This window comes from Paraflavitalea soli, from assembly GCF_003555545.1.
In the GTDB taxonomy this organism is placed as follows: domain Bacteria; phylum Bacteroidota; class Bacteroidia; order Chitinophagales; family Chitinophagaceae; genus Paraflavitalea; species Paraflavitalea soli.
Genome location: NZ_CP032157.1, coordinates 7,430,230 through 7,455,452 on the forward strand (window position 1 = coordinate 7,430,230; position 25,223 = coordinate 7,455,452).

Sequence of the window (25,223 nt, forward strand, 5' to 3'; positions counted from 1 at the left end):
AGAGCAATCTGTGAGCAAATAATTAGTTAGTTAAACAACTATTTAACCCGAAGGTAATAAAAAAGACGGAATAAAAAAGCCCGTCCTGGTGTTAAGCTTTGCCGGGGCGGGCTGGTTAATTATGTCAGTTTTTTGCCCCTTGGGAGACGGCGCTCCAGTCGATTGCCCCTTTTCCGTCGTTTACCAGCCGGGTGAGGTGGCCTTTCAGGAGGTCTGCCAGCGGCAGGGCCTGATTGGCTGCTGCGCCCTGTTCCAGCACCAGGTTGAGGTCTTTAAGACCCAGGGTGGCGGTGAAGGCGGCGGGTTCAAACTGCTGGTTGAGGATGATCTTGCTGTAATTCTGGTAGAGGGGTGTGCTAAAGATGGTTTGGCCAAACACCTCCCACATTTTGTGGGCGTCTACACCACTTTGTTTTGCCAGCAATATGCTTTCTCCGATGGCCTCAAGGGCGGTAGCGATCAGGAAATTGCCACAGAGCTTCACGGTATTGGCGGTAAGGATATCATCGCCAAAATCCCATACACCGGCGCCGCCGGCCTCTTTTAAAAGCGGAGTGGCTGCATCGCGGACCTCTTTAGGGCCGGATATTACAAAGTTGAGCTTACGGGCGGCGGCGGCTTCGGGCCGGCCAAATACAGGCGCCGACAGGTAATGCTGGCCCTTTTCCTGGTGCTGGGCGGCGAGTGTGCCCGCGGTTTGCGCCAGGATGGTGCTCATGGAAATATGGATGCCACCGGGTTTCAGGTGTTGCAGGAGGCCGTTGGGGCCGGTAGTGATGTTTTGTAAAGCGGCATCATCGGCCACCATGGTGAACACGATATCGCAGGCTTTGGCCAGCTCTTCTACACTTTGGCAAACGATGGCTCCTTTGGCTTCCAATGGCTGGGCTTTGGCGATGGTGCGGTTGTATACATGCAGCTGGTGACCGCTTTCCAGTAAGTTAAGCGCGATGGGGGTACCGAGGCTTCCGAGGCCGATGAATCCGTAGGTCATTTATAATGGTTTTAATTAGTGAAGGAATAACAAAAAAGCTCCGGCCATTGTTGGCGGAGCTTGGGTGATATTAAGGTTACCGGATGGTGTTTATCGATTAGCTTACGCCCGATCCTTCGTCAACTTTGGTATCAGGGTTCACAAAGTGCAGCTTGCCAGCTTTGTCTTCGGCCATCAGGATCATGCCATTGCTTTCAATGCCTTTCATCTTGCGGGGCGCCAGGTTGGTGACTACCACTACCTGTTTGCCCACAATCTCTTCGGGCGTGAAATGCAGGGCTATACCGGATACGATGGTACGTTTTTCAAAGCCGAGGTCCACTTCCAGTTTCAACAGCTTATCGGCCTTGGCTACTTTCTCCGCTGCCAGGATGGTACCTACTTTCAGGTCGATCTTGGCAAAGTCGTCGTAAACAATTTCGGATTTAGTATTTAGTATTTCGGATTCTTTTGCTTCGCCAACAGTCTCGGGTCCTTTTATTACGGCTGGTTCAGCACCAGGCTTCTTATATTTTACCTTGGCAACAGTGGTAGTGGGCTTTGTTGAATTGGCTTTCAGTTTCTCGATCTGTGCCTGTATTTGATCTTCTTCTATTTTTTTAGGGAAGAGCAATTGCGGCTCACGCAAACTGTATCCTACGCTTAACAGTTTGGTCTTACCGGCATTTTCCCATTCCAGCATTTTATCAACCACCTTCATCTTTTGGATCATTTTCTGCGCTGTAAAGGGCAGGAAGGGGTTTATAAGAATGGCGAGGTTGGCCGTCAATTGAAGGCAAACGTGTAAGCAGTTATCAATGAGCTTTTGGTTTTCGGGATTTGTTGCCAATGACCTGGCCACGATCCACGGCTCTTTGTTCTGCATGAACTTATTGCCTTTGCGGGCAAGGTCGATCACTTCTGCCAGGGCATCCCTGAACTTGTATTGCTCCAGCAGCTGCTCAACCCTCTCTTTGCTGGCAGCAAATTCTGCAAGGAGGTCTTCGGTCTCCTTATCTGCGATATCAGCATGCAAAGGAGGCACTTTGCCACCACAGAGTTTGTGCATCAACACGAAGGCACGGTTCTCGAAGTTGCCGAAGATATCAACGAGTTCACTATTGACCCTGGTCTGGAAATCCTTCCAGGTAAAATCATTGTCCTTGGTCTCCGGCGCATTGGCACAAAGTACATAGCGTAACAAGTCCTGCTGATCGGGAAAATCCTTCAGGTATTCATCGATCCATACGGCCCAGTTGCGGCTGGTGGATACTTTCTCCCCTTCGAGGTTGAGGAACTCATTGGCGGGCACATTATCGGGCACTATAAAATCACCGTGTGCTTTGAGCATCGCGGGGAAGATGATGCAATGGAATACGATATTGTCCTTGCCAATAAAGTGAACCAGTTTGGTATCGCTTTTTTGCCAGTAATCGGCCCACTTGTCTGTAAGCTCTTTGGTGGCGCTGATATAACCAATAGGAGCGTCAAACCACACGTAGAGTACTTTGCCCTCGGTATTGGGCAGGGGGACTTTTACGCCCCAGTTGCTATCGCGGGTCATGGCCCTTGGCTGCAGGCCGTTTTCCAGCCAGCTCTTACACTGACCGTATACGTTGTTCTTCCACTCTTTGTGTCCTTCCAGTATCCACTCTTTGAGCCATGGCTCATAGTTCTGTAAGGGCAGGTACCAGTGGTTTGTTTTCTTTTTGATTGGCACAGCATCGCTTAATGCGCTGCGTGGATTGATCAATTGCTCGGGGCTGAGGGAAGAGCCGCAGCGTTCGCATTGATCGCCGTAGGCATTTTCATTGCCGCACACGGGACAGGTACCAATGATGTAGCGGTCGGCGAGAAAGGTATTGGTCTTCTCGTCGTAGTATTGTTCGGTTTCCTTTTCTTCAAACAGGCCATCATCGTACAGCTTTTTAAAGAAATCGCTGGCTGTTTCGTGGTGGATCTTATTGGAAGTACGGGAATAGATATCGAAAGAGATGCCCATATCCCGGAAGCTGTCTCCCATGAGCTTATGGTATTTGTCAACGATCTCCTGAGGAGAAACGCCTTCTTTCATAGCGCGGATGGTGATGGGCACTCCATGTTCATCACTGCCACAGATAAATTTAATATCCTGCTTGCGGGCACGCTGGTAGCGTACGTAAATGTCGGCCGGTAGGTAACAACCTGCCAGGTGACCAATGTGTACAGGGCCATTGGCATAAGGCAAAGCGGCGGTTACCAGGTATCTTTTAAAGTCTGTCATAAAGGAGTGCAAAAATAGCTAATTAGGGGGACAATTAAAACGAATGAGCTGCCCCGGGGGACAGCTCACTTGCTATTATCTGCATATAGGGCAGGTGCTTATGGTAGAGAAAGGCGTAACGACTGTAATTTTTGTTTGAAGGCAGCGGGAGTGGTCTCCTCGAAGGCCAGGTTGCCTATTTCCTCCCTGTCGGTATTGAGTTCCTGGATACAGGCCAGGACCTTCCCGTTTTTGATGCCGATGCAAACAATTTTGACGGATTCGTTTTTGGGGACGTGGCCAAACTGGATCTTATTGTCTTTGTAAGCGCCTGCCATCACCGATTTGTAGCGGGTGAAAACGATATGGGACACCATGCTGCCGGGGTCGAATCCTTCTCCCGGATTGAAAGCAAAAAGTACTTTAGGGACATTGTTGTTGAACTTATCGCAATTGTACCAGCCCAGGTTGGTGATGGTAAAGCTGTATTTGTCCATTAGCTGGTGCCGGTTATCGAGGTTGAGGCTATCGGTGCGGAATTTTTCCAATACTTTGATGCTGTCTTCCGGTGTCAGCAATTTTCTGCGCATGGCTTGCCGGAAGGTCATGACCACGGAATCGCCTGCGATGGATACCCTGTCTTCCCGGGTCTTGTAATTGGCCATGGGCACTGCATTCACGCGCTTTATTTTGATCACCTCGAAATAGTTGTTGGAATAGGCCCGCAGCTTATCTTTCATTTCTGCATCGGAATAAGGACAGGCTTTGGCTACATAGAAATACGCTTTTATTCTTTTGCCATGCGACACGTGGTAGGGATCGGCATAGGGGTCGAGTACCACTATCCTGCGGTTGAGGGGATCGCTGAATTTTTGTTCCTGGCCTTCGGGTATCCAGTCGATATCGCCATTTTCATCAGCTTCCCTTTTCATATAGCGGACGGTATCGATCATGCGGTTGTCCATGAATTTGGCTACAAAGGCTTTCTTCAGGCTGCTCCTGGTGCCGCGGAACAATTGCATTTGTTCATCGGGCTTGGCGGTAGGCATTTCGAGCCTGATATTTTTCCGGCCAGCTATATTGACGGGATCTCCATTCACCTGGGCAGCGAGGTGTACCATGCCGCCGGAGATCAGTTGTTCACCACCGGCAGTAGTAGAGAGTTTGGCGGCGAGGATATCATCGTAGGTATAGTATTCCCGCAAAACGATGGTTACCAGTCCTTCTTTGATCAATCCATTTTTTCCGGCAAAGGCGAAAGCCGGGATAGACAGGCGGGTACCTTCTTTGCCGGTGAGGATGGTGTCTTTGTCGGCATCGATCACAAACTGCTCTCCGGGTTTCTGCAATTGCTGGTAAAAAGCATTGACCTGGGCAGCGGGGCTGGAAGGCGTGATGAAGTTGGATAAGGTTAAATCGGCTTCGGTAGATTTCAATTCAAGTACCTCGGACCTAATGGTCTGTTGTGCTGATCCCAGGGCAAGGTCGGGTGTGCCGGGTACGATTGATACCGGGTTTCCAAGCGTCTGCACTGGTAGTGGCGGTGCCTTTTCAACCTTGGGCTGTGTGGCTGGCGCAACGGGCTTTTCATCACTGAGGCGCCTGCTAGCCGGTTTTACAGGGGCAGCATTCACAGGTATGGCAGCTTTGGTAACCGGGTTGGGGTTGGTAGCTGTTTTGGGTGCTATGACATGGAGTGCTTTTCGGGCTGGGCGTATGAGTGTATCTTTTCGGTCGGTAGTGGTGCGTGCAGCCAATTGTTTTTTGGCTGGCGCTATCATTGTTTTTTGTGCCAGTGATTTTGTGGTGGCCTTCTTTTTGGACCTGATGGCAGTGAGGGTAACCAGGGTCATAACGGTTACCACGGTAAATCCGCCCAGGTATTGGATGATGCGCCGGGTAGTAGCCAGGCGATAACCTTTGGGAACCGGGTCGGGACCAATGGCTGGTTTCAGCAATCCTCTCATTTGTTCCCAGTGGGCATCGGCCTGGCCGGTGTCCTGCTGGTATTCTTCTTCCTTTTTACGGAAGAAGTCGTCAATATGTTCTTGTTCAGATCGCATTGGAGTAGATTTCTTTTTTCAATAAAGTATCCAGTTTATGTTTTAGGAGGCGCCTAGCTTCATTGAGGTGCCATTTGGAAGTGCCGGTAGCGATGCCCAGCATTTGCCCGATCTCTTCATGTTTAAATCCTTCCAGCACAAAGAGGTTGAAGACGAGGGCGGTATTGCGGGGTAGCTCCTGCAGCAGGCGCATGACATCGTTGGCGGAAAGCCTGTTGTAGATATCCGGGTCGATGCTATTGCCGTCGATAGAAACGATCTCAAGGGACTGGTGGTTGAACTTTGCCTGCCGGCGGCAATGATCAACACAGGTATTGACAATAATGCGCCTGACCCATCCCATCCAATCGCCCCGTCCTTCGTACTGGTGAAGGTTATTGAACACTTTTAACATGCCTTCATTGTACAGAGAGGCGGCTTCGTCTGCATCACGTGCATAACGGGCGCAGAGTTTTATCATGCCTGGGTAACAGGCACGGTACAGGGCTTCCTGGCATTGAGGGTTTTGTTGTTTACAACCTTCTATGATATCATCCCGGTTTGTTAGCACGATTGGTTTTAATAGATGGTGACAGGATCTGGTTGGGCAGGCTGCACTGTTATCGTAACACTGTATATTGACGTAGGAGAAGAAGGGGAAGGTTGGGGAAGGGGCAAAAAAAGCTTCGAGCCGCGAGCTATGAGTTGCGAGCGGTGGATGTTGTTCCTGGCTCGTAGCTCGAAGCTCACAGCTCGTTGCTTTATGAATAGAAAACTATATGTGTTTATTGAGGCGCTTTTGAAAGTTGCTTCGCAAACTCCTTATTGTGCTTACCGGTTGGCAGGGTAAAGCCCAGGTTCAGGATCAGCTGGTAACTGCCGAAAGCCTGGCGGGCCTTGCCTTCATATACTTTCAGGTGGCTGTAGCGGGCATAGTCAACCTTCTGGGCAAATTCCAGGTAGACATATTTATAGGCGGTGAGCTTGAAAGCGGTTTCTATGCCGGTATTCCAACCACCGATCTGGAAGCCTGGTTTATTGGCAAGGCCAAAAAAGCTGTTTTCCACGTGTGGTATCACCGGACCCACGCCTGCTTTAGCCAGCAGGTCGAACTTCAGGTTATTCTTAGGGCCGGGCTGTACCAGCCTGAAGCGCTTCACCAGGTTAAACAACAGGAAGTTGGCGCCATTATTCAGGTAGTAATAGGAGCCTGATTTTTCTGAAAAACGTTTGGTCGTATTGACTTCCTGCCCCTCAAATTTGCCTTTGATGTGTACATCCTGTTCATCGGCTATGATATACTTGGTATGGTCGAAGTTGATCTCGAAAGCGAGGTCCTGCTTCTCATTGAAGAAGTAGCCGATACGGTAGTTGTACTGGGGGATGGTCATGGGTTTGCCGAAAAGGCCATCGTCCCAGCCTGGCCGGTCATGGGCCCGCACGTTTACCAGTTTATAATCATTGCCCAGGGATCCCTGCTTTACATGTACGGTAGAGCGGGTATACCATTCGGTGTTATAGCCCCAGCTAAAATAGAGGCTTCCGTTTTTTACAAAATTCCAGTTGCTCTTATGCTGAGCATGTGCAGCTTGTTGAAGAAAGGATAAAACACCAACGAGTACGATACAAAATTTCCGTGCCATAAATACTATCTATTCCTTGCTAAAAGGTTTTGGGCCGCAAAACTATGCGAATTATGGTTAAAGAAAGGGATATTAACACTCGAATTACAAAAAAGTGATAGATATGCCTTTCGGGTTGACGACATATGGCAAGACACCTCAGGTAACAACAATCCTGTTGAATTGTTAGAAAATATTTGATCTGGCTGTAAATTGTGGCTTTCCTGCCTGTACCGGCTCTAAAAACGGCCTTCGCTGGCTGATATTGCCATTTTGGGAAAACAGGTCTAAAATAATCTCCATGAATCGTAAACATTTTCTTTCTTCCATGCTGGCCACGGGTACCTTATTGCCTTCCCTGCCCGGCATGGCTTCGGATCGTTTTCCTGAAAGTATATCCAAAAAACCTGTCATTCCTCCCTACCTGAAGCCGGGCGATACGATCGGCATTACCTGTCCGGCAGGGTATATTATGCTGAAGGATATTGAACCGGCTATCCAGCAAATGAAAAGCTGGGGCTTCAATATTAAAGTGGGGGATACGGTAGGTAAACGTGATTTCACCTTTGGCGGCACGGATGCAGACCGGGCGGCAGATTTCCAGCAAATGATGGACGATACCGGGGTACAGGCCATTATGTGTGCCCGGGGAGGCTATGGTTTTGTGCGCATCGTGGACAGGCTCGATTTCTCCAAACTGGTGTCAAAGCCCAAATGGATCATTGGTTTTAGTGACATCACGGTATTGCACGGGCACCTGAACCGCAATTATGGCATGGCTTCCATTCATTCGAAAATGACGAATAGTTTCCCGGACGATTGGAGTAAGGCGGAGCCGATACAGGTGGAGACGATTCTTTCCATTAAACAGGCGCTGATGGGCGAAACGATGAAATATACTACGGTCCCTTCTGCCTTTAACCGGGCAGGTACAGCAACCGGGGTATTGGTAGGTGGCAACCTGAAAACCATCGAAACCCTGGCCGGCAGTAAGTCGGATATCCAGACAGCCGGCAAGTTGTTGTTTGTGGAAGATACGGGGGAATACCTCTATAGCATTGACCGCATGTTCTGGAACCTGCTGCGTACGGGCAAGTTGCAGGAGTTGAAAGGACTGATCGTTGGTGGTTTTAAAGTGAAGCCCGATGATCCCGGCGATGAATTTGGCCGTACGCTACAGGATATCGTGATGGAGAAGGTCAGGAACTTTGACTACCCGGTATGTTTTGATTTCCCGGTAGGGCACCAGAAGAACAATTATGCGCTGAAGTGCGGGGTGGTGCATAGGTTGGAGGTGAGTCTCGAAAAGATAGCCCTTACCGAGGTATAAGGGCACGGAATGGTTGATGTTATTTGATTTGCAGGAAATTGTATAATTTTAATAGCATAAAGAAGGTGCTATGATAATCGAGAAAAAAACAAGAGATAAGATCACGGTTTCCTTTTCGGGAAGCATCGGTAAGACGGGATTGGAGTCCATTAAGAATTATATAGAGTTCCTTGAAAAGGGCAACGAGGGGAAAAAGAAAAAAGTTTCCCAGGCTACGATTAACAAACTGAGTGATGAGGTTACTGCGGCTGCCTGGCAAAGACTGAAAAAAGAAAGAGGAATTTAATATCCTGTGACAGTTATAGTTGACGCAAATATTATCATCAGTGCCATTATAAAGCCTGAAAGCGAGATTGCCAGCTTATTGCTGCTAAATACAAAAGCTGAATTAGTCATCCCTGACTATGCGCTGGAGGAAATAAAAAGACATCGTTCCCGCATTTGCCATGAAAGAGGAGTATCTTCTTCCTTCTTCACTGAGATGCTTAGCAAGATCACATTTAGATTGCTTGTTTTTTCCACCGAAATGTTGAGTAATGAAACTCTTTTACAAGCTGTAGCTTTGACATCTTCTATTGATCCAAACGATGCATTGTATGTGTCCTTTTCATTAGAACTTGATGCGTTGTTTTGGACAGGAGACTTGAAACTCTACAGGGGTTTAAGGCGTAAAGGATTTAATCGTGTTATAAATACCGCGGAGTTTAAGGCTATATTGACAGGAATGTCTTAGCTGTTCGGTGTGTGTTAAAACTATAAGTATAATGGTAAAAGTTCCAGGATATCTTGAGCCCGGCGACACGATCGGCATCACCTGCCCCGCGGGTTATATGGCTGCGGCCAAAGCACAAACCTGTATTGAAACCTTGCAGCAATGGGGCTACCAGGTGAAGGTGGGCGCCACGCTGGGCAGCGATTCGGCCACTTATTTCTCCGGTACAGACGATGAACGCCTGGGTGATCTCCAGTCGATGCTGGATGATGATACGGTGAAAGCCATCCTCTGCGGACGTGGGGGCTATGGCATGGGAAGGATCATTGACCGGGTAGACTTCAAAGCTTTTAAAAAGAACCCCAAATGGATCATTGGCTTCAGTGATATTACGGTATTGCATGCGCACCTTTATAGCAATTATAAGATCGCTTCACTGCATGCACCCATGGCTGCTGCTTTCAACGACGAGGGGTTTAACAATGAATATGTGCAATCTCTCAGGAAGGCGCTGGAAGGGAAGACTGCCCGGTATAGTTGTGAGGCTCATGACTTCAACCATAAAGGAGAGGCCATCGGAGAGTTGGTAGGTGGCAATCTTTCATTAATTGCACATGGTATCGGTACGCCTTCGGATATCAAAACCAAGGGCAGGATCTTATTCCTGGAAGATGTGGGAGAGTACCTGTACAATATAGACCGGATGTTGTACCAATTGAAAAGAGGGGGCAAACTGGATAAGCTGGCCGGCCTCATCATTGGCGGCTTTACCGATAATAAGGATACAGAACGGCCCTTTGGTAAAACGGTCTATGAGATCATTCACGAAGTGGTAAAAGGATACGATTACCCGGTCTGTTTTAATTTCCCGGTGAGTCATGAAAAAGAAAACTACGCACTGAAGGTAGGCGTAGGGTATAAATTGAAAGTAGGGAAGGGAAAAGTGGTGCTGGAAGAGTAGGTTATACCTTCAGCATTCCAATAATATTCATTCATACATAACCTCTATATTATGACCTTTGTTCAGTTGGAGTATGTGGTAGCGGTGGATGTATGCCGGCACTTTGCCATGGCTGCCAGTCGTTGTTTTGTGACGCAGCCTACCTTGAGCATGCAGATACAGAAGCTGGAGGAAGAGCTGGGTGTTAAGATATTTGACCGCAGCAAGCAGCCGGTGGTGCCTACAGAAGCAGGCATGGAGATCATTGACCAGGCGCGCAAGATACTGGCAGAAAAAAATGTGATCCAGGAGATCGTTCAGAATAAAAAAGGGGTGCTCACGGGCGAGTTGCGGATAGGTATTATTCCTACCCTGGCGCCTTACCTGCTGCCGCTCTTTGTGCAAAGCTTCGCCAGGAAATATCCGCATGTAAAGCTGATCGTACAGGAAATGCTGACAGAATATATCATTACCCGCCTGCGGGAAGGACGTATTGATGTGGGCATTGTGGTAACACCCCTGCAGGAAAAAGGCATTAAAGAACATGTGCTTTTTTATGAGGAGCTGCTGGCCTATGTAGCACGAAAGAATGTAGCCTATAAAAAGACCTATGTACTGGCGCAGGATATTGACCCCGAAAAATTGTGGCTGATGGAAGAGGGGCATTGCTTCCGCTCGCAGATCGTGAACCTGTGCGAGCTACGCAAATCCAGTGAAATGAGCAGTCATTTTGAATATGAAGCGGGGAGTATCGAAGCATTGCGCCGGATGGTAGAACTAAATGATGGCATTACGATCCTGCCCGAGCTTACCACGCTTGATATGGACAGCAAACGCTTACAACTGATCCGCCATTTTCAAAAACCTGCTCCCATGCGGGAAGTGAGCATTGTAGTGCACCGCGATTTTGTGAAGAAACGGCTGATCGAAGTACTCAAGGAAGAGATCACCGCCGCGGTACCGGAGAAGGTACGGAAGAACAAGAGCTCGAATGTGGTGCCGATCTAGAGAATATAGAAGCCAGAATACAGAATTCAGAAGAATACAAGAGTCGTCTTGAGGTATGGCCTCTATTGGCTGTTCATTCTGGATCCTGGATTCTGAATTCTACATTCTTTTCCTATTTCAATAAGGAATCCAGTTTTTGCTGATACATTGGATACTCACTAAGATTGTTGTGACTACCGCCTTCAAGAGTAATGAATTGATCGATGGGTTTGAGAAAGGGTTGTAGTTTTTCGGCATTGCTGAACCGGATAACGCCATCATCCGTGCCATGGAAAATGGTGACAGGCGCTGTTACCTGCTGCATGTATTGCCAGGTAGGTATCTTGAGGCGTATCATTCTTTCCACGGGATAGATGGGGAAATAAGAACCTGCAATGGAAGGGAAGCTGTAATAAGGGCATTCCAGTATCAGGCGTTTGCAGTCGCGGATGGAGGCCAGTTGCGTGGCGATGCCTGTTCCCATCGACTTACCATATAAAATAATGCTATCGGGTTTGAAACGGGCGCGGGCCAGCTTGTAAAAGGTAAGCGCCCAATCATACAGGTGTTGCTCGGTGAAAGAGCCGGTACTTTTACCATAACCCGGATAATCGATCATCCATACTTCATATCCCTGTTTTGTAAAGCTGGGTGCGTAGGTAGCATAATGGCCTATATTCTGCTTATTGCCATGAAAATACAATACCACACCCCGTGGTACAGAATCGGTGGTGGTGAACTGTATCACATTCATGTTCACACCGGTAGCATAGGGAATATTCACCTCCTTATAGGGCATGTGGAAGTTGTAGTTGTAGTCGGGCTTCAGTGGCACGGGGTGAAACATGACCTTATCCTGTCCGTAATAAATACCGATGCCGATGATGCAATAGATCATAATGAGAATACTTGCCCATCGGTATATTTTCTTCTTCTTCATGCGAAAATGTAAAAGCTTTTGATACTCAATATTGCAGAATATCACGGATAAAATTGTGGTACTCGGGAAACGAAGGTAAGTTATTATGCATTCCGCCATGAATGCGGATGAGGGTGATCTTGGAAGGGTTGATTGCCTGGAGGCTCTCGCTGTGCCGGATAGGGATGAGCCAGTCCTTGGTGCCATGGATAATATAGGTATGGCAGTTTACGTAGCGTATCCATTTGTCGGTGCGGAGGTGATAGCGCAATACGTACCGCACGGGTAGGATGGGCAGGAAACGGGTGACCACTTTGCGGAAGTTGTAATACGGCGAATCAAGTATGAGGTAGCGGGGTTTGTTGTCGGCGGCTATTTTGCAGGCAAAGCCACTGCCGATGCTGCGTCCATAAACAATAATGTGGTGCTCGGGGTATTCCTGCAGCAGGGTTTCGTACACAAACTGCATATCGGTGAGCATTTCCTTTTCGCTGCGTTTGCCGGTGCTTTTACCAAAACCACGGTAGTCCACCATCACCACATCATAATCATAGCGGTAAAAATCGCGGGCATATTTGGCCCAGCCTTTGATGCTGCGGCTATTGCCATGGAAATAGAGGATGAGTCCCTTGGGTTCCTTGCGAAAGAAATGCAATCCGTTGATGCGTACGCCAGGCGCTACATCGAAAAAGAGTTCATGGAAGGGGACATCATATTTGAACTTGAAATCGGCTGGTAATCGTTCCGGTTTAAAGATAAACCGGTCCTGGAATATCCAGGCAGCTATGGTGAGGATAGCAATACCAATGAGTATATACCAGATGAAGACAGGCAATATGGGTCAAGCTTTGGTTACTGATGTTGGCTGTATCCCAAGTTACAATAAACTTCCCGTAATGTATTTGAAAGCCCACCTGCTACAACAGCTCCTCGGGATCGTATATCCTTTTGAGGCCGGGATTCTCAATAGGGGCCACAATAAGCGGGAACTTTTCGATCGTTACGTTCGATACATCCAATCCAAAACCGCGTTCTTCAGAAAGGCTCCATTCTTTGATCCAGAAATGCAGTTTCATGATGAAGCGCTCGAAGATGGGCAACTCATTATCCTGACTCAGGAATTTTTCCATCACTACAAACTGGAAGTCGCCTACCACATTGTTCCTTTCCAGGCTTTCATACCGGCTGGTGATGTTCACTTCCTTGTTGGCCACCAGGTCGGCCACTACTTTACGGAACATGAGGTTGATGCGGGGTTCCATGCGGAAACCGAGCCTGAATTCCACGCGGATAATATCGTTGGGAATGATATGGTCTACCTTGTATTCGCAGGTATAGGGATCATCCAGGGTATCTACGTGTACAAACCAGTAGATATCGGCCCGTTTGGGCTTTTTGTTGAGGATGGAATAAATGATCTTATGCTCAATTTCCTTGGGGTTATTGGCGCTGGTAAGGTATACCAGGTGGGTAGCGTATTTGGGAACGGTTTTGTCGTTGCTCAATTCCTGTATCTGGGGGATATAATGTTCCAGGCGTACAAATTCCACGTAGCGGTTCTTGATCTTGCGGCTGCGGAACCAGATGTACATGACGGCAAACAATCCACCACCCACGATCAATGTTACAAAGCCTCCATGCGGAAACTTGTCGAGGTTGGCAAACAGGAAAGACAATTCTATGCTGAGGTATACGATGAGGAATAAATAGATCAGCAGGGGCCTAGCACGCCGAGAAACAAGGAAATTGGCAAACAGGATGGTTGTAGCGATCATGCACATGGTGATAGCCAGCCCGTAAGCGGCTTCCATGGCAGATGATTTCTTGAAATAGAGCACAATGCCACAGCAACCCAGGAATAAAATAGTGTTGATACCGGGTACGTATAATTGTCCTTTCTCTTCTGTAGGATAGTTAATGCGCATTTTGGGCCATAGGTTGAGCCGCATGGCCTCACTGATCAGGGTGAAGGAACCGCTGATCAGGGCCTGGCTGGCAATGATGGCGGCAGCAGTAGCTATAATAATCCCGGGGATCAGGAACCACTGGGGCATGATGGCATAGAACGGGTTGAAACCTTCGCTGATGAACTCGCGGGTAATCTTCTTGCCTCCATAAGTGGACAATAGGTACGCCCCCTGACCCAGGTAATTTAAGATAAGGCAGGTCTTAACAAATATCCAGGAATACCGGATATTGGCCCTTCCACAGTGGCCGAGGTCGGAATACAATGCTTCGGCCCCGGTAGTACAAAGGAATACTGCACCCAGTATCCAGAAGCCTCTGCCATCATCGTAGGTGGTTAGTAATTCAATGGCATAGTGCGGACTGAATGCCCGGAAAATATGCATGTCATCGAACAAATGCGAAACTCCCAGTATAGCCAGCATAAGAAACCAGCAGAACATAATGGGGCCAAACATCTTACCAATGGAAGCGGTACCAAATTGCTGCAGGAAGAAAAGGGCTGTAATGATGCCCAATACTATATAAACAATGGTGGAATCCGGAATGATGCCGAGGGCGTCGATATTACGTAAGCCCTCAATGGAAGAGGTAACAGAAATAGGCGGGGTGATCATCCCGTCGGCCAGGAGGGCTGCACCGCCGATCATGGCGGGGAGCACCAGCCATTTCTTTTGCCGGCGTACCAGTGCGTATAGCGAGAAAATACCTCCTTCTCCCCGGTTGTCGGCTTTTAGGGTCAGAATGACGTATTTAATGGTCGTCTGCAAGGTAAGGGTCCAGATAATACAGGATAATGAACCCAGTATTAGTTTTTCGTCAATTACCCTGTCGCCGGTGATGGCATTCAATACATAGAGAGGGGAGGTACCGATATCTCCGTAGATGATTCCTAACGCAATGAGTAAGGTTGCGGCGGTTACTTTATCTAATTTGCCCACGTCTGAGTAGCTTATCCCGTTTCAAAGGGTTTAACAATATCATCAATTACAATGCCGGGTTACAGGAACCCGGCAGAACAAGAACAAAGGTATACGTAAAAAAACTAATTGGGGGAATGTTTTATTGTGTGGTTCTATGCAATAAACCCAATCTGCACATCTTTTGTTAAAGATCAATTCCCGGTGGTGGAAGGCTGACAGCTTTTGGGGCCGTAATCCCGTCTTGGTACAGGGGTGGTGCCAACGGTATCGCTAGGGCAGGCTGTGGGGTATCCAAAAGCTTTCATTCACTAACAGTTATCTCGAAAACCAAATATTTAAAATTGTATGGAAAGTTTGGGTGAGCGTTTTACAATGCTTAATTTGGCATGTAAGAATGTATTAATGCATTGCAGCACCATGATGAAATATCCAATTGTAGGCAGGTTGCTGGCCGTTGTCCTGGTCTTAGTATGGCTTCCGCTGGTATCTTCAGCTCAGAAAATTTCCTATTCAGAATCGGAACGGGACGATAGCCGTCGCACCAATTTTGAGATCATTGGCAGGGTAGGCGCCAACATACTGGTATTTAAGAATAACCGGTCTGATAATGCTATCAGTGTATATGACAACGATATGAAGCTGGTAGAACGGGTGAAGCTGGATTATATGGATGACCGCTGGATCAATGTGGACTTTGTACCCTATCCGGACCATGTGTGGATGATCTACCAGTTCCAGCGTAAGGGAATTGTTTATTGTATGGGAGTAAAGCTCAACCAGCAGGCGAAAATGCTGACGGACCCCATTGAGCTCGATACCACCCGCATTGGCTGGTCGGCCAGCAATAAGATCTATACCACTGTTTTCAGCGACGACAAGCAGAAGATCATGGTATTCAAGATCAATAGCCGAAATCCCAACAACTTCCTGTTTACCACCCTTTTATTCAATAATGACCTGAAGTTGCTCCAAAAGCACCGCATGAGCCTGGCCATGGAAGAGCGCAATGATTATTTTACCGATTTCCTGGTAGATAATGACGGGGATATGGTATTTGGTAAGTTTATCCGGAAAAACGGAAGTGACAATATCTCGGATGTACGGCTGATCCGGAAAAAGGCGGAGGAAGATAAATTCAGCATTACGGACCTAAAAACAGGAGAAAGAGTGTTGGATGAGGTAAAGATCAAAATAGATAATACAAACCGGCGTTATCTATTTACGGCATTGTATTATAAGCAGAAACGGGGCAATGTGGAAGGTCTTTATACAGTGATCTGGGATAAAGCGTCGGATGCGATGTTGAGAGAATCGATGATGGCTTTTTCGGATGATCTGAGGAGGCTGGCAAAGGGGCCTGATGCCAACCTGCGCCTGGCTTTTAATGATTATTTCATCAAGAACATGATCGTTAAGAAGGATGGCGGGTACATCATGGTGGCCGAGTCGATGTATACCACATCCCGTGGAGGTACCTTTAATCGCTGGGACTATATGTACGGGAATAATCCATGGGCTTCGCCGATGGATTACTATTATTCACCGTATTACAATTCCTGGGGATCGCCCTGGAACCGGTGGGGCAATTCGCAGGCTACCCGGTACCATGCAGAAAATATTATGATCCTTTCGTTTGATAAGGACGGCAATATGGAATGGAACAATGTGATCCCCAAAAGCCAGTTTGATGATGAGAGTGAGGGGCTGGTTTCGCACCAGGTGATGAATACAGGCGGTGAATTGCATTTCCTGTTCAATTTGTATGAGCGCCGCACCTTGCTGTTGAATGACCAGAGCATTGGACCAGAAGGGCAGATCACCCGGAGGCCAACCTTGAAAGGGCTCGACAGGGCAGTAGAGTTTATGCCCCGTTATGGCAAACAGATCAGTGCACGTTCTATCATTATCCCATGCCAGTACCGTAATTATCTTACGTTTGCCAAAGTTGATTTCTAAACCCTTCTTATCCATATCCAGTGACAGGCCTTTTTAAACAGAAAAACTCTGGCAACATTTTAGTGTTGCTGATTTACGGACTGATACTCAAATTTGGGATGCTGCTGCATCCTATGCCACCATTGAGGCAGCCAGATGATCATTTCCTTTATATATGGCTGCTGGATTTCCTGTCACCCTTGCATTTGCCGCCTATTATTTATTCCCTGATCGCCTTTTTCCTGTTGTACAGCCAGGCCATTATGTTTAACCGGGTATGTAATGAGCAGAAAATGATGGCCAGGCCCAACTACCTGGCGGGCATGGCTTATCTGTTGATCACCTCCCTGTTTGTAGAGTGGAACCATTTTTCCGCGCCGCTACTGATCAATTCACTGTTGATCTGGATATTCTACCGGGTGAGCGTTCTATACAATTCCAACAAGCCAGGGGCCGCTATTTTTAATGTGGGATTGATCATGGGTATTGTTACGCTGATGTACCAGCCGGCCATTGTGTTTTCCATCTTCCTGCTGATGAGCCTCTTTATCATGCGTCCACTGCGGGTAAGGGAATGGCTGATCGGTATATTGGGTATTACCACGCCTTATTATTTCCTGGCCATCGTGCTTTACCTCTCTAATCAATGGTCATGGAAAAAGCTACAGCCGAATATCTCTTTCAACCTGCCGGCCATGCCTTCCTCCATGACGGTACTGGTGAGCATTACCTTGTTGATATTACCTTTTATCATCGGTGGTTTCTTTGTACAGAACAACCTGACCAAGATGTTGATCCAGGTGCGCAAAAGCTGGAGCCTGCTGCTGGTATTCCTGATCGTGTCGATGCTCATCATTGTGGCCAATGGCGGCAATAATTATGTAAACTGGTTGTTGTGTGCAGTGCCCCTGACTGCCTTTCATGCCGCGGCTTATTTTTATCCCTCCGGCCGGATATTTCCGCTGGTCATGCATTGGATCATTTTTGGCTGGGCCATGTATATTGGCTATTGGACGCAAATGTAGCGTTCGAAGTTTTGGGTTTTGTGTTTCGGGTTCTTTGCTGGCGGCAGGCTACTGTTACTTTGGGGCTTCGCAGGGCGGCAGCAACACGAAACCTCAAACCCGAAACCCCAAACTTTCCTATCTTTGCTATTCCTCAAATTTATACCAATAATGAAGTTTGGAGTAGTAGTTTTCCCCGGCTCGAATTGTGACCGCGATATGCAGGATGCACTGCAAAATGATCTGAATCAGGAAGTTGTAATGTTGTGGCACAAGGATAATGACCTCAGCATGTTCTCTACCGAAGATTGTATTGTGTTGCCCGGTGGCTTCTCCTATGGAGATTACCTGCGTTGTGGCGCCATTGCCCGTTTCAGCCCTGTGATGCAGGGGGTGATCGATTTTGCCAATAAAGGGGGCAAAGTACTGGGGGTATGTAATGGTTTCCAGGTGCTTTGTGAGGCTCATTTATTGCCCGGCGCCTTGTTAAGGAATGCCAATCAACAGTTTATCAGCAAGAATATCTATATCAAAGGAGTAGGATCGCCCGAAAAAGCGCTGAAAATCCCCATCGCCCATGGTGAAGGCCGCTATTATGCGGAAGCAGCTGTGTTGGACGAACTGGAAGCCAAAGGTCAGGTGATCTATAAATATTGTGATGAAACGGGAGCTGTTACGCCTTCCTCCAATCCCAATGGCGCTATCAGGAATATTGCGGGCATTTGTAATGCGAACCGTAATGTTTTTGGTATGATGCCCCACCCCGAGCGTGCCACCAGTGATGCATTGGGTAATATCGATGGCCGTATCATAATGAATTCATTATTAATCCATTCCAAGACAAGTACAGCCCGTGCAGCAGCTGCTGTAGCCAATTTTTAAATAATAATTAGCAGATTGCTTTAGTACATTCTTCCGTATTTTGTGTTCTAATAAGAAACGCTCATGATGAAGAAATACTTACTACTCACTTTGGCTGTTATTGGGTTTGCCGGCGCATGGGCGCAGGAGAAACCGGTTAATTGGACTTTCAGTGCTAAAAAGATCGCAGATAAGACGTACGAGGTATATGTTACCGCCAATATTACGGGTGACTGGCATTTATATTCTCAGAATGTAGGAGTAGATGGTCCTGTGCCTACCACTTTTACTTTTACAAAGAATCCTTTACTTACCCTCGATGGCAAACCCAAAGAAGTAGGTAAGGTGATCAAGAAGAAAGAAGAGGTGTGGGATGGTGTGGTAAACTATTATGAAAAGAATGTGAGTTTTGTGCAGGTGGTTAAAGTGCGGGGAACTGCAAAGACCAACCTGGCCGGTAAGGTGGAGTTCATGGTTTGTAATGATGAAAAATGCCTTCCCCCGGTAGAGGTTGATTTCTCTGTTAACATCGGCGGATAATCGTATATGACAATCTAAAATAATTGATCAAGACAAACGGGTTCCTGCTGAGGGAACTCGTTTGTTTTTACAGCGATAGACATGACAAGATATATTTACTCCCTGCTCCTCTTGCTTTTGTTTTCTTCTACTATAGCCTTTTCCCAGGATTCAACATCAGCTACACATGTACAATGGCAATTCAGCGCTGTTAAAAAAGCGCCCCATGAATATGTGTTGACCTATAAAGCAGCCGTAAGCCCCGGCTGGCGGCTTTTTTCTACTACCGCCAAGGATGATGAGCTCAATACCAGGATCGTATTTGACAGTGCCACAGCGGCCAATGTGACCGTGCAATCCATTACGGAAAATGGTAAGCTGCAACAGCTGAAAGAGCCGATATTAGACGGTCTGGATATAAAGTTCTTTGAGCAGGAAACTGAAATAGTAGCCCATGTTACCGTTAAGGAAGGGTTTGAAAAATTACGGGGTACTGTAACTTACTCGATCATGAAAGGGGAGGAGATCCCCAGCCCCATAGAAGCGCCCTTCCTCTTTGTGATAGATGCAGCCGGTAATATCAGTACACAGGCCGGAGGTATTCTCGCGTCTGCTGAAGCATCCCAGAAATTGAAAAGAACAGCTATTGACCTCAACAATCCGGTAAGTACGGTAGGAGGTACAGGTATTGAAGACGACCGTTCCAAGAGCCTGATGGGTATCTTTATCCTGGGTTTCCTCGGTGGTTTGATCGGTCTGCTTACGCCCTGCGTATTTCCGATGATCCCCCTCACTGTATCCTTCTTCACCAAGCAATCACCTACGCGTTCAAAAGGCATCTTTAATGCCGTGATGTATGGCGTATTTATTTTGCTGATCTATGTGATCCTGAGTATTCCTTTTCACTTCCTGGATGCCAATAACCCGGAGATACTAAATACCATCTCTACCAATATCTGGTTGAACTTATTCTTCTTTGTGGTATTTGTGGTATTTGCCTTGTCGTTCTTTGGCCTGTTTGAAATTGGCGTACCCGGTGGATTAGCCAATAAAACAGATTCAAAGGCAGGCACAGGAGGTTTGGTGGGCATTTTCTTTATGGCGCTCACGCTGGCACTTGTATCTTTCTCCTGTACGGGACCTATATTGGGTTCCTTGCTGGCGGGTTCTTTGTCGAGCGATGGCGGTGCTGTGCAACTCACCATGGGTATGGCGGGTTTTGGATTGGCCCTGGCATTGCCTTTTACTGTATTTGCTTTATTCCCCAGTTTGTTGAAGTCATTGCCACGCTCCGGCGGCTGGCTTACGTCTGTAAAAATAGTGTTGGGCTTCCTGGAACTTGCCCTGGCAGTAAAGTTCCTGTCCAATGCCGACCTGGTAGAGCATTGGGGCATCCTGAAAAGAGAAACCTTCTTTGCCATCTGGATCATCATTGGCATTTTGCTCACCCTGTACCTGTTTGGTATCCTGAAGTTCAAACATGAGGGGAAGCCAAAGCTCACCAGGATCCGTCTTGCGTTGGGAGGTATTGTAGCAGTGTTCACACTTTACCTGATACCAGGATTGACCACCACAAAATATGCCAACCGTGCGCTGATCAGTGGTTTTCCACCCCCGCTTACTTACAGCATTTATGGCAAGAATGCTTTTAAAGGAGTAGAGGCTCAGGTGATCAATGATTACCAGAAAGGACTGAAGTTGGCCAAAGCGCAAAACAAACCGCTGTTGCTCGACTTTACAGGATGGGCTTGTGTGAACTGCCGGAAGATGGAAGAAAACGTGTGGCCGGTACCGGAGATCAAGGAATTGATAGAAAACAACTATGTATTGGTGTCTTTATATGTGGATGACCGGGCGAAATTGCCCACTGATGAAAGGTTCGTTCACACTTTTCCGGATAGTTCTAAGAAAGAGATCAAAACGGTGGGCGATTATTTTGCCACTTTACAGAGTGTAAACTTTACCAGCGTGTCCCAACCATTGTATGTGGCCATTTCGCCCGATGAGCAATTGCTCACAAGGCCGGTGGGTTATACACCCAATGAGAAGGAATATGCAGACTGGCTGAGGGCGGGTTTGGAAGCATATAAGAAGGTAAGTAAGAAGTAAAAACAGTTGAAAGATATTTGTTAATTCGAAGGACCCGGAAGGGTCCTTTTGTTTTATCATAACGGTAGATAGCAAAGTGTGGGCAGTCTATACAAAAGAAAATCCCCGCTCTTCTACCAGCGGGGATTTCAATTAGGCGTCATTCTGTTCCAGCCTTCCGGCTGGCAAGCAATGTCATTATCCAATAGGTCGGAGGGAGGGCCAGAATGACAATATCTTTCCAGTCTCTATTTTGGTTCTCAAAGCTAAGTAGTTATCCGTTCCCATTTTTACGGTCACCGTTAAACTTTTGTCAAGAGAGACGAGGATTAATATTATAAGGCAATCTTTTTCTGCATCATCATTTTGCGCAGATTGATAAGCCCGTAGCGCATTCTTCCCAGTGCAGTATTGATGCTGCAATTGGTAAGTGATGCGATCTCTTTAAAGCTCAGGTCTGCGTAATGACGGAGAATAATTACTTCGCGTTGGTCTTCGGGTAAAAGATCCAGCATTTGGCGAACACGGTCATGACTTTGTTTCTTCATCATTTTCATGTCGGCACCTTCTTCAGTGAAGTTGATTACCTCAAAAATGTCGCGGTCATCGCTCGTACGGATCGATGGGGTACGCTTCACTTTGCGGAAATGATCTACGCACAGGTTGTGAGCAATACGCATTGCCCAGGGTAAAAATTTACCTTCCTCTGTGTAACGGCCTCCACGAATTGTGTCGATGATCTTGATGAGAACATCCTGGAAAATATCTTCGGCCAGATATTTGTCTTTTACCAGGAATAAGATTGAAGTGTACATCTTGTCCTTATGACGAAGGACTAGGGTCTCAAGCGCATAAAGGTCTCCATCCTGGAAATCCTGGATGAGTTCATGGTCGGTCTTTTTGCGTAGTAAATTCATAAACTTCTACGGTTTTGAAGGTGATAGGATATTTAAATTGAAATGGATTTTATTTTTGAACGGCTTTTCTGTGTAGAAGTGACAACATCAATAGGCAGTAAAATTTTAGTTTTCTAATTTATTGTACAAATTACCAACTAAAGATATAGACTTTTTTCAAAAAACAAAACTTTAAGAGAACTTTTAAACTTTTTACTCACTCAGTGGTAAATAGTTATACCTATTGACAATAATCAACTGCTTTTATTAGAAAAACTATATATTATTATCAAATGATATAACTGTTAAAAGTTATCTGAAATTGTTATCCCGCATTGCAATAATTTTGTGATCCTTCTTATGCCTGATACAGCGAAAAAAAACAGTACCGTCAAGAGCATCCGGCCAGTAAAACCTTTGGATAATATTTTTATCAAAGGAGCCCGGGTGCACAACCTGAAGAATGTTTCTGTAGAAATTCCACGCAATAAATTAATTGTGGTAACCGGGGTTTCCGGGTCCGGAAAATCTTCTCTTACCATCGATACCCTGTTTGCCGAAGGCCAGCGCCGGTATGCAGAAAGCCTCAGTGCCTATGCCCGCCAGTTCATGGCCCGTATGGTGAAACCGGATGTGGACTTTATTAAAGGCTTATGCCCCGCCATTGCCATCGAGCAAAAAGTGATCACCCGCACGCCCCGTTCTACCGTGGGCAGCATGACAGAAGTGTATGATTACCTGCGCCTGCTCTATGCACGGGCGGGTAAAACCATCTCACCTGTTTCGGGACGCGAGGTCAGGAAAGATGATGTAAAAGATGTGGTGGAAGCCATGTCCAAACTGACTATAGGCGACAAGGTGTTGATCCTGATACCCTTCAGGCAACATACACACCGCAATGCACAGGAAGAGCTGAATATCCTGATGCAAAAAGGCTTCTCCCGTCTCTATGATGGCACCGTGCTGCGCATTGAAGACCTGCTGGAAGATGCCAAATGGAAAGCTGCCAAAGACACCTATGTATTAATAGACCGCCTGGTGGTGAAGGATTTTGATGAAGATGATCAGCACCGCATAGCGGATTCAGTAGGCACCGCCTTTTATGAAGGCGAAGGTGCGCTTCAACTGGAAGTGAATGGCACGCAGAAATTATCCTTCTCCAATAAATTCGAACTGGATGGTATCCAGTTTGAAGAGCCCGTCCCCAATTTGTTTTCTTTTAACAATCCTTTTGGAGCTTGTCCTACCTGCGAAGGCTTTAGCCAGGTGCTGGGTATCGATAGCGACCTCGTTATTCCCGATAAGCGCCTGAGTGTATATGAAGGAGGCGTAGCTCCCTGGAAAGGCGAGAAGCTGGGCTGGTGGAAAGAACAATTTATCAAGGGCGCTAAAAAGATAGATTTCCCGATACACAAACCGATCATCGATCTCACCAAGGCACAGTATAAAACGCTGTGGGAAGGCAGCCATGGTGTGTTGGGCATCAATGACTTCTTCAAAGAGGTAGAACAAAACCTATATAAGGTACAGTACCGTGTGCTCTTGTCGCGCTACCGCGGCCGCACGGAATGCCCGGACTGTAAAGGCTATCGCCTGCGCAAGGAAGCGCTGTATGTACAGGTAGGCGGCAAACATATCGGAGAGCTCTGCGAAATGCCGACCAAAGACCTGGTGAAATGGTTTGATCAACTGAAGCTGAGTGAATATGATCAACAGGTAGCTAAAAGGGTATTGATAGAGATCCATCACCGTTTAAAGACCCTGATGGATGTGGGCCTTGGTTATTTGACCATGAACCGCCTGGCCAATTCATTGAGCGGCGGCGAGAGCCAGCGTATACAGCTTACCCGGTCACTGGGTAGCAACCTCACCGATTCCCTGTACATCCTGGATGAACCTTCCATTGGCCTGCATTCGAGGGATACAGAACGATTGATCCGTGTGTTGAAAGAGTTACGTGACCTGGGCAACACGGTGGTGGTGGTAGAGCATGATGACATGATGATGCGGGAAGCCGATCATATTATCGATATGGGACCACTGGCCTCGCACCTGGGCGGCGAAGTGGTAGCGAGTGGCAATTACGACGAGTTGATCAGTAACCCTAAGAGCCTTACCGGTCAATACCTGAGTGGGGCTTTACAGATCGAAGTGCCTAAAAAGCTGCGCAACTGGAACCGTTCCATCAAGGTAGAAGGCGCCCGGCAGAATAACCTGCAGGACCTCACGGTGGAGTTTCCGCTGAACACGCTCTGTGTGGTAAGTGGTGTGAGCGGCAGTGGTAAGACCACCCTGGTAAAACAAATACTGTATCCCGGCCTGCAAAAGATTAAAGGTGAGTTTGCTGATAAAGTGGGCTTGCACAAAGCGATCACCGGTGATGTAGACTACCTGTCCCAGATCGAGATGGTAGACCAGAATCCCATTGGCAAATCATCGCGCAGTAACCCCGTTACCTATATCAAAGCGTATGACGAGATCAGGGACCTCTATGCCAAACAACCGCTGAGCAAAATGCGTGGGTTTCAGCCCAAGCATTTCTCGTTCAATGTGGATGGAGGCCGTTGTGATACCTGTAAAGGGGAAGGTGAACAAGTGGTAGAGATGCAATTCCTGGCCGATGTACACCTGACCTGTGAAGTATGTGGTGGCAAGAAATTCAAAGAAGAAGTGCTGGAGGTGAACTACAATGGCAAAAGCATTTATGATGTGCTGGAAATGAGTGTGGATGAATCCCTGGAGTTTTTCAAAGCAGAAAAGGATATTATCCAGAAAATAAAACCCTTGAGTGATGTGGGACTGGGTTATGTAAAACTGGGCCAATCCTCCGATACCTTGTCGGGCGGGGAAGCGCAACGGGTGAAGCTGGCCTCTTTCCTGGGGAAAGGCAAGGCCCAGGGGCATATCCTGTTTATTTTTGACGAACCTACTACGGGCTTACATTTTCACGATATCAAAAAGCTGCTGGCTTCTTTTAATGCCCTCATAGAGCAGGGACATTCGATCCTGGTGATCGAGCACAATATGGATGTGATCAAAAGTGCAGACTGGATCATCGACCTGGGCCCCGAGGCTGGCGATGGGGGAGGCAATCTGGTATATGCAGGTATCCCATCGGGCTTAAAGAAGGTAAAAGAGAGCTATACAGGCCGGTTCTTATAGAGAGTCGGAAAGTCCGTAGGTCAGTAAAGTCCGTAAGTAAAACAGCTTGTAGGGCCTTTCTTTCGGACTTCCGGTCTTTCCGACTTCCTGACTTGCCTTCGAC

Annotated in this window: 20 protein-coding genes; 11 read left to right on the forward strand and 9 right to left on the reverse strand. The window is 47.3% G+C overall.

Annotated elements, in window-relative coordinates:
- Positions 1-124: 124 nt before the first annotated feature.
- The 5 genes from D3H65_RS28620 to D3H65_RS28640 all read right to left on the reverse strand — a co-directional run bounded on the left by D3H65_RS28620 (position 125) and on the right by D3H65_RS28640 (position 6,900).
- Entirely contained in the window at positions 125-994 is an 870-nt protein-coding gene (locus D3H65_RS28620; protein WP_119053577.1) for an NAD(P)-dependent oxidoreductase, read from the reverse strand.
- Positions 995-1,091: 97 nt separating this feature from the next.
- Positions 1,092-3,236: a methionine--tRNA ligase gene (metG, locus tag D3H65_RS28625; RefSeq protein ID WP_119053578.1), complete on the reverse strand. Its 2,145-nt coding sequence runs from the start codon at positions 3,234-3,236 to the stop codon at positions 1,092-1,094.
- A 98-nt stretch (positions 3,237-3,334) separates the two neighbouring features.
- Entirely contained in the window at positions 3,335-5,278 is a 1,944-nt protein-coding gene (locus tag D3H65_RS28630) for a hypothetical protein (RefSeq protein WP_119053579.1), read from the reverse strand.
- Positions 5,268-5,828 carry an RNA polymerase sigma factor gene (locus D3H65_RS28635; protein WP_162915860.1) on the reverse strand — a complete coding sequence of 187 codons (561 nt, stop codon included), beginning with the start codon at positions 5,826-5,828 and terminating at the stop codon, positions 5,268-5,270. Before D3H65_RS28635 ends, D3H65_RS28630 begins: the two co-directional genes overlap by 11 nt.
- Positions 5,829-6,042: 214 nt before the next feature.
- The gene (locus tag D3H65_RS28640; protein ID WP_119053581.1) at positions 6,043-6,900 is read right to left on the reverse strand and encodes a hypothetical protein; all 858 of its coding nucleotides are present in this window, start codon (positions 6,898-6,900) and stop codon (positions 6,043-6,045) included.
- A gap of 280 nt (positions 6,901-7,180) precedes the next feature.
- Between D3H65_RS28640 and D3H65_RS28645 the strand changes: the two genes are divergently transcribed.
- The 5 genes from D3H65_RS28645 to D3H65_RS28665 all read left to right on the forward strand — a co-directional run bounded on the left by D3H65_RS28645 (position 7,181) and on the right by D3H65_RS28665 (position 10,869).
- A complete protein-coding gene (locus tag D3H65_RS28645) occupies positions 7,181-8,209 on the forward strand; it encodes a S66 peptidase family protein (RefSeq protein WP_119053582.1) in 1,029 nt (342 codons plus the stop codon).
- A 70-nt stretch (positions 8,210-8,279) separates the two neighbouring features.
- The gene (locus D3H65_RS28650; protein WP_119053583.1) at positions 8,280-8,495 is read left to right on the forward strand and encodes a hypothetical protein; all 216 of its coding nucleotides are present in this window, start codon (positions 8,280-8,282) and stop codon (positions 8,493-8,495) included.
- Positions 8,496-8,501: 6 nt separating this feature from the next.
- Positions 8,502-8,942: a PIN domain-containing protein gene (locus D3H65_RS28655; RefSeq protein ID WP_119053584.1), complete on the forward strand. Its 441-nt coding sequence runs from the start codon at positions 8,502-8,504 to the stop codon at positions 8,940-8,942.
- 31 nt (positions 8,943-8,973) lie between these two features.
- On the forward strand, positions 8,974-9,882 hold the full coding sequence (locus D3H65_RS28660) for a S66 peptidase family protein (RefSeq protein ID WP_119053585.1): 909 nt from the start codon (positions 8,974-8,976) through the stop codon (positions 9,880-9,882).
- Positions 9,883-9,933: 51 nt separating this feature from the next.
- Positions 9,934-10,869 (forward strand): hydrogen peroxide-inducible genes activator, encoded by a 936-nt coding sequence (locus D3H65_RS28665; protein WP_119053586.1) that lies wholly within the window; start codon positions 9,934-9,936, stop codon positions 10,867-10,869.
- 112 nt (positions 10,870-10,981) lie between these two features.
- On the opposite strand, the gene D3H65_RS28670 is transcribed toward D3H65_RS28665, so the two are convergent.
- From D3H65_RS28670 to D3H65_RS28680, 3 genes are all read right to left on the reverse strand, one after another.
- Entirely contained in the window at positions 10,982-11,788 is an 807-nt protein-coding gene (locus D3H65_RS28670) for an alpha/beta hydrolase (RefSeq protein ID WP_162915861.1), read from the reverse strand.
- Positions 11,789-11,813: 25 nt separating this feature from the next.
- Entirely contained in the window at positions 11,814-12,602 is a 789-nt protein-coding gene (locus tag D3H65_RS28675; RefSeq protein WP_119053588.1) for an alpha/beta hydrolase, read from the reverse strand.
- Positions 12,603-12,684: 82 nt separating this feature from the next.
- Positions 12,685-14,673 carry a KUP/HAK/KT family potassium transporter gene (locus D3H65_RS28680; protein WP_119053589.1) on the reverse strand — a complete coding sequence of 663 codons (1,989 nt, stop codon included), beginning with the start codon at positions 14,671-14,673 and terminating at the stop codon, positions 12,685-12,687.
- 399 nt (positions 14,674-15,072) lie between these two features.
- On the opposite strand from D3H65_RS28680, the gene D3H65_RS28685 reads away from it, so the two are divergent.
- The 5 genes from D3H65_RS28685 (at position 15,073) to D3H65_RS28705 (ending at position 21,083) form a co-directional block, all read left to right on the forward strand.
- Entirely contained in the window at positions 15,073-16,611 is a 1,539-nt protein-coding gene (locus D3H65_RS28685) for a hypothetical protein (protein WP_162915862.1), read from the forward strand.
- A gap of 98 nt (positions 16,612-16,709) precedes the next feature.
- On the forward strand, positions 16,710-17,615 hold the full coding sequence (locus D3H65_RS28690; protein ID WP_162915863.1) for a DUF6427 family protein: 906 nt from the start codon (positions 16,710-16,712) through the stop codon (positions 17,613-17,615).
- Positions 17,616-17,765: 150 nt separating this feature from the next.
- The gene (gene purQ / locus D3H65_RS28695) at positions 17,766-18,476 is read left to right on the forward strand and encodes a phosphoribosylformylglycinamidine synthase subunit PurQ (RefSeq protein WP_119053592.1); all 711 of its coding nucleotides are present in this window, start codon (positions 17,766-17,768) and stop codon (positions 18,474-18,476) included.
- Positions 18,477-18,539: 63 nt separating this feature from the next.
- The gene (locus tag D3H65_RS28700; RefSeq protein ID WP_119053593.1) at positions 18,540-18,995 is read left to right on the forward strand and encodes a protein-disulfide reductase DsbD domain-containing protein; all 456 of its coding nucleotides are present in this window, start codon (positions 18,540-18,542) and stop codon (positions 18,993-18,995) included.
- Between the two features lie 81 nt (positions 18,996-19,076).
- The gene (locus tag D3H65_RS28705) at positions 19,077-21,083 is read left to right on the forward strand and encodes a protein-disulfide reductase DsbD family protein (protein ID WP_119053594.1); all 2,007 of its coding nucleotides are present in this window, start codon (positions 19,077-19,079) and stop codon (positions 21,081-21,083) included.
- Positions 21,084-21,397: 314 nt separating this feature from the next.
- Here the strand turns inward: D3H65_RS28705 and D3H65_RS28710 are convergent, their stop codons facing one another.
- The gene (locus D3H65_RS28710) at positions 21,398-21,979 is read right to left on the reverse strand and encodes an RNA polymerase sigma factor (protein WP_119053595.1); all 582 of its coding nucleotides are present in this window, start codon (positions 21,977-21,979) and stop codon (positions 21,398-21,400) included.
- A 339-nt stretch (positions 21,980-22,318) separates the two neighbouring features.
- Here D3H65_RS28710 and uvrA point away from each other — a divergent pair, with 339 nt between their 5' ends.
- Entirely contained in the window at positions 22,319-25,120 is a 2,802-nt protein-coding gene (gene uvrA, locus D3H65_RS28715) for an excinuclease ABC subunit UvrA (RefSeq protein ID WP_119053596.1), read from the forward strand.
- Positions 25,121-25,223 lie beyond the last annotated feature (103 nt).

Coding starts and splice junctions, on each gene's coding strand:
- D3H65_RS28620 (WP_119053577.1), bottom strand. CDS start 994: ATGACCTACGGATTCATCGGCCTCGGAAGCCTCGGTACCCCCATCGCG.
- metG (WP_119053578.1), bottom strand. CDS start 3,236: ATGACAGACTTTAAAAGATACCTGGTAACCGCCGCTTTGCCTTATGCC.
- D3H65_RS28630 (WP_119053579.1), bottom strand. CDS start 5,278: ATGCGATCTGAACAAGAACATATTGACGACTTCTTCCGTAAAAAGGAA.
- D3H65_RS28640 (WP_119053581.1), bottom strand. CDS start 6,900: ATGGCACGGAAATTTTGTATCGTACTCGTTGGTGTTTTATCCTTTCTT.
- D3H65_RS28645 (WP_119053582.1), top strand. CDS start 7,181: ATGAATCGTAAACATTTTCTTTCTTCCATGCTGGCCACGGGTACCTTA.
- D3H65_RS28650 (WP_119053583.1), top strand. CDS start 8,280: ATGATAATCGAGAAAAAAACAAGAGATAAGATCACGGTTTCCTTTTCG.
- D3H65_RS28660 (WP_119053585.1), top strand. CDS start 8,974: ATGGTAAAAGTTCCAGGATATCTTGAGCCCGGCGACACGATCGGCATC.
- D3H65_RS28665 (WP_119053586.1), top strand. CDS start 9,934: ATGACCTTTGTTCAGTTGGAGTATGTGGTAGCGGTGGATGTATGCCGG.
- D3H65_RS28670 (WP_162915861.1), bottom strand. CDS start 11,788: ATGAAGAAGAAGAAAATATACCGATGGGCAAGTATTCTCATTATGATC.
- D3H65_RS28685 (WP_162915862.1), top strand. CDS start 15,073: ATGATGAAATATCCAATTGTAGGCAGGTTGCTGGCCGTTGTCCTGGTC.
- D3H65_RS28690 (WP_162915863.1), top strand. CDS start 16,710: ATGCTGCTGCATCCTATGCCACCATTGAGGCAGCCAGATGATCATTTC.
- purQ (WP_119053592.1), top strand. CDS start 17,766: ATGAAGTTTGGAGTAGTAGTTTTCCCCGGCTCGAATTGTGACCGCGAT.
- D3H65_RS28700 (WP_119053593.1), top strand. CDS start 18,540: ATGATGAAGAAATACTTACTACTCACTTTGGCTGTTATTGGGTTTGCC.
- D3H65_RS28705 (WP_119053594.1), top strand. CDS start 19,077: ATGACAAGATATATTTACTCCCTGCTCCTCTTGCTTTTGTTTTCTTCT.
- D3H65_RS28710 (WP_119053595.1), bottom strand. CDS start 21,979: ATGAATTTACTACGCAAAAAGACCGACCATGAACTCATCCAGGATTTC.
- uvrA (WP_119053596.1), top strand. CDS start 22,319: ATGCCTGATACAGCGAAAAAAAACAGTACCGTCAAGAGCATCCGGCCA.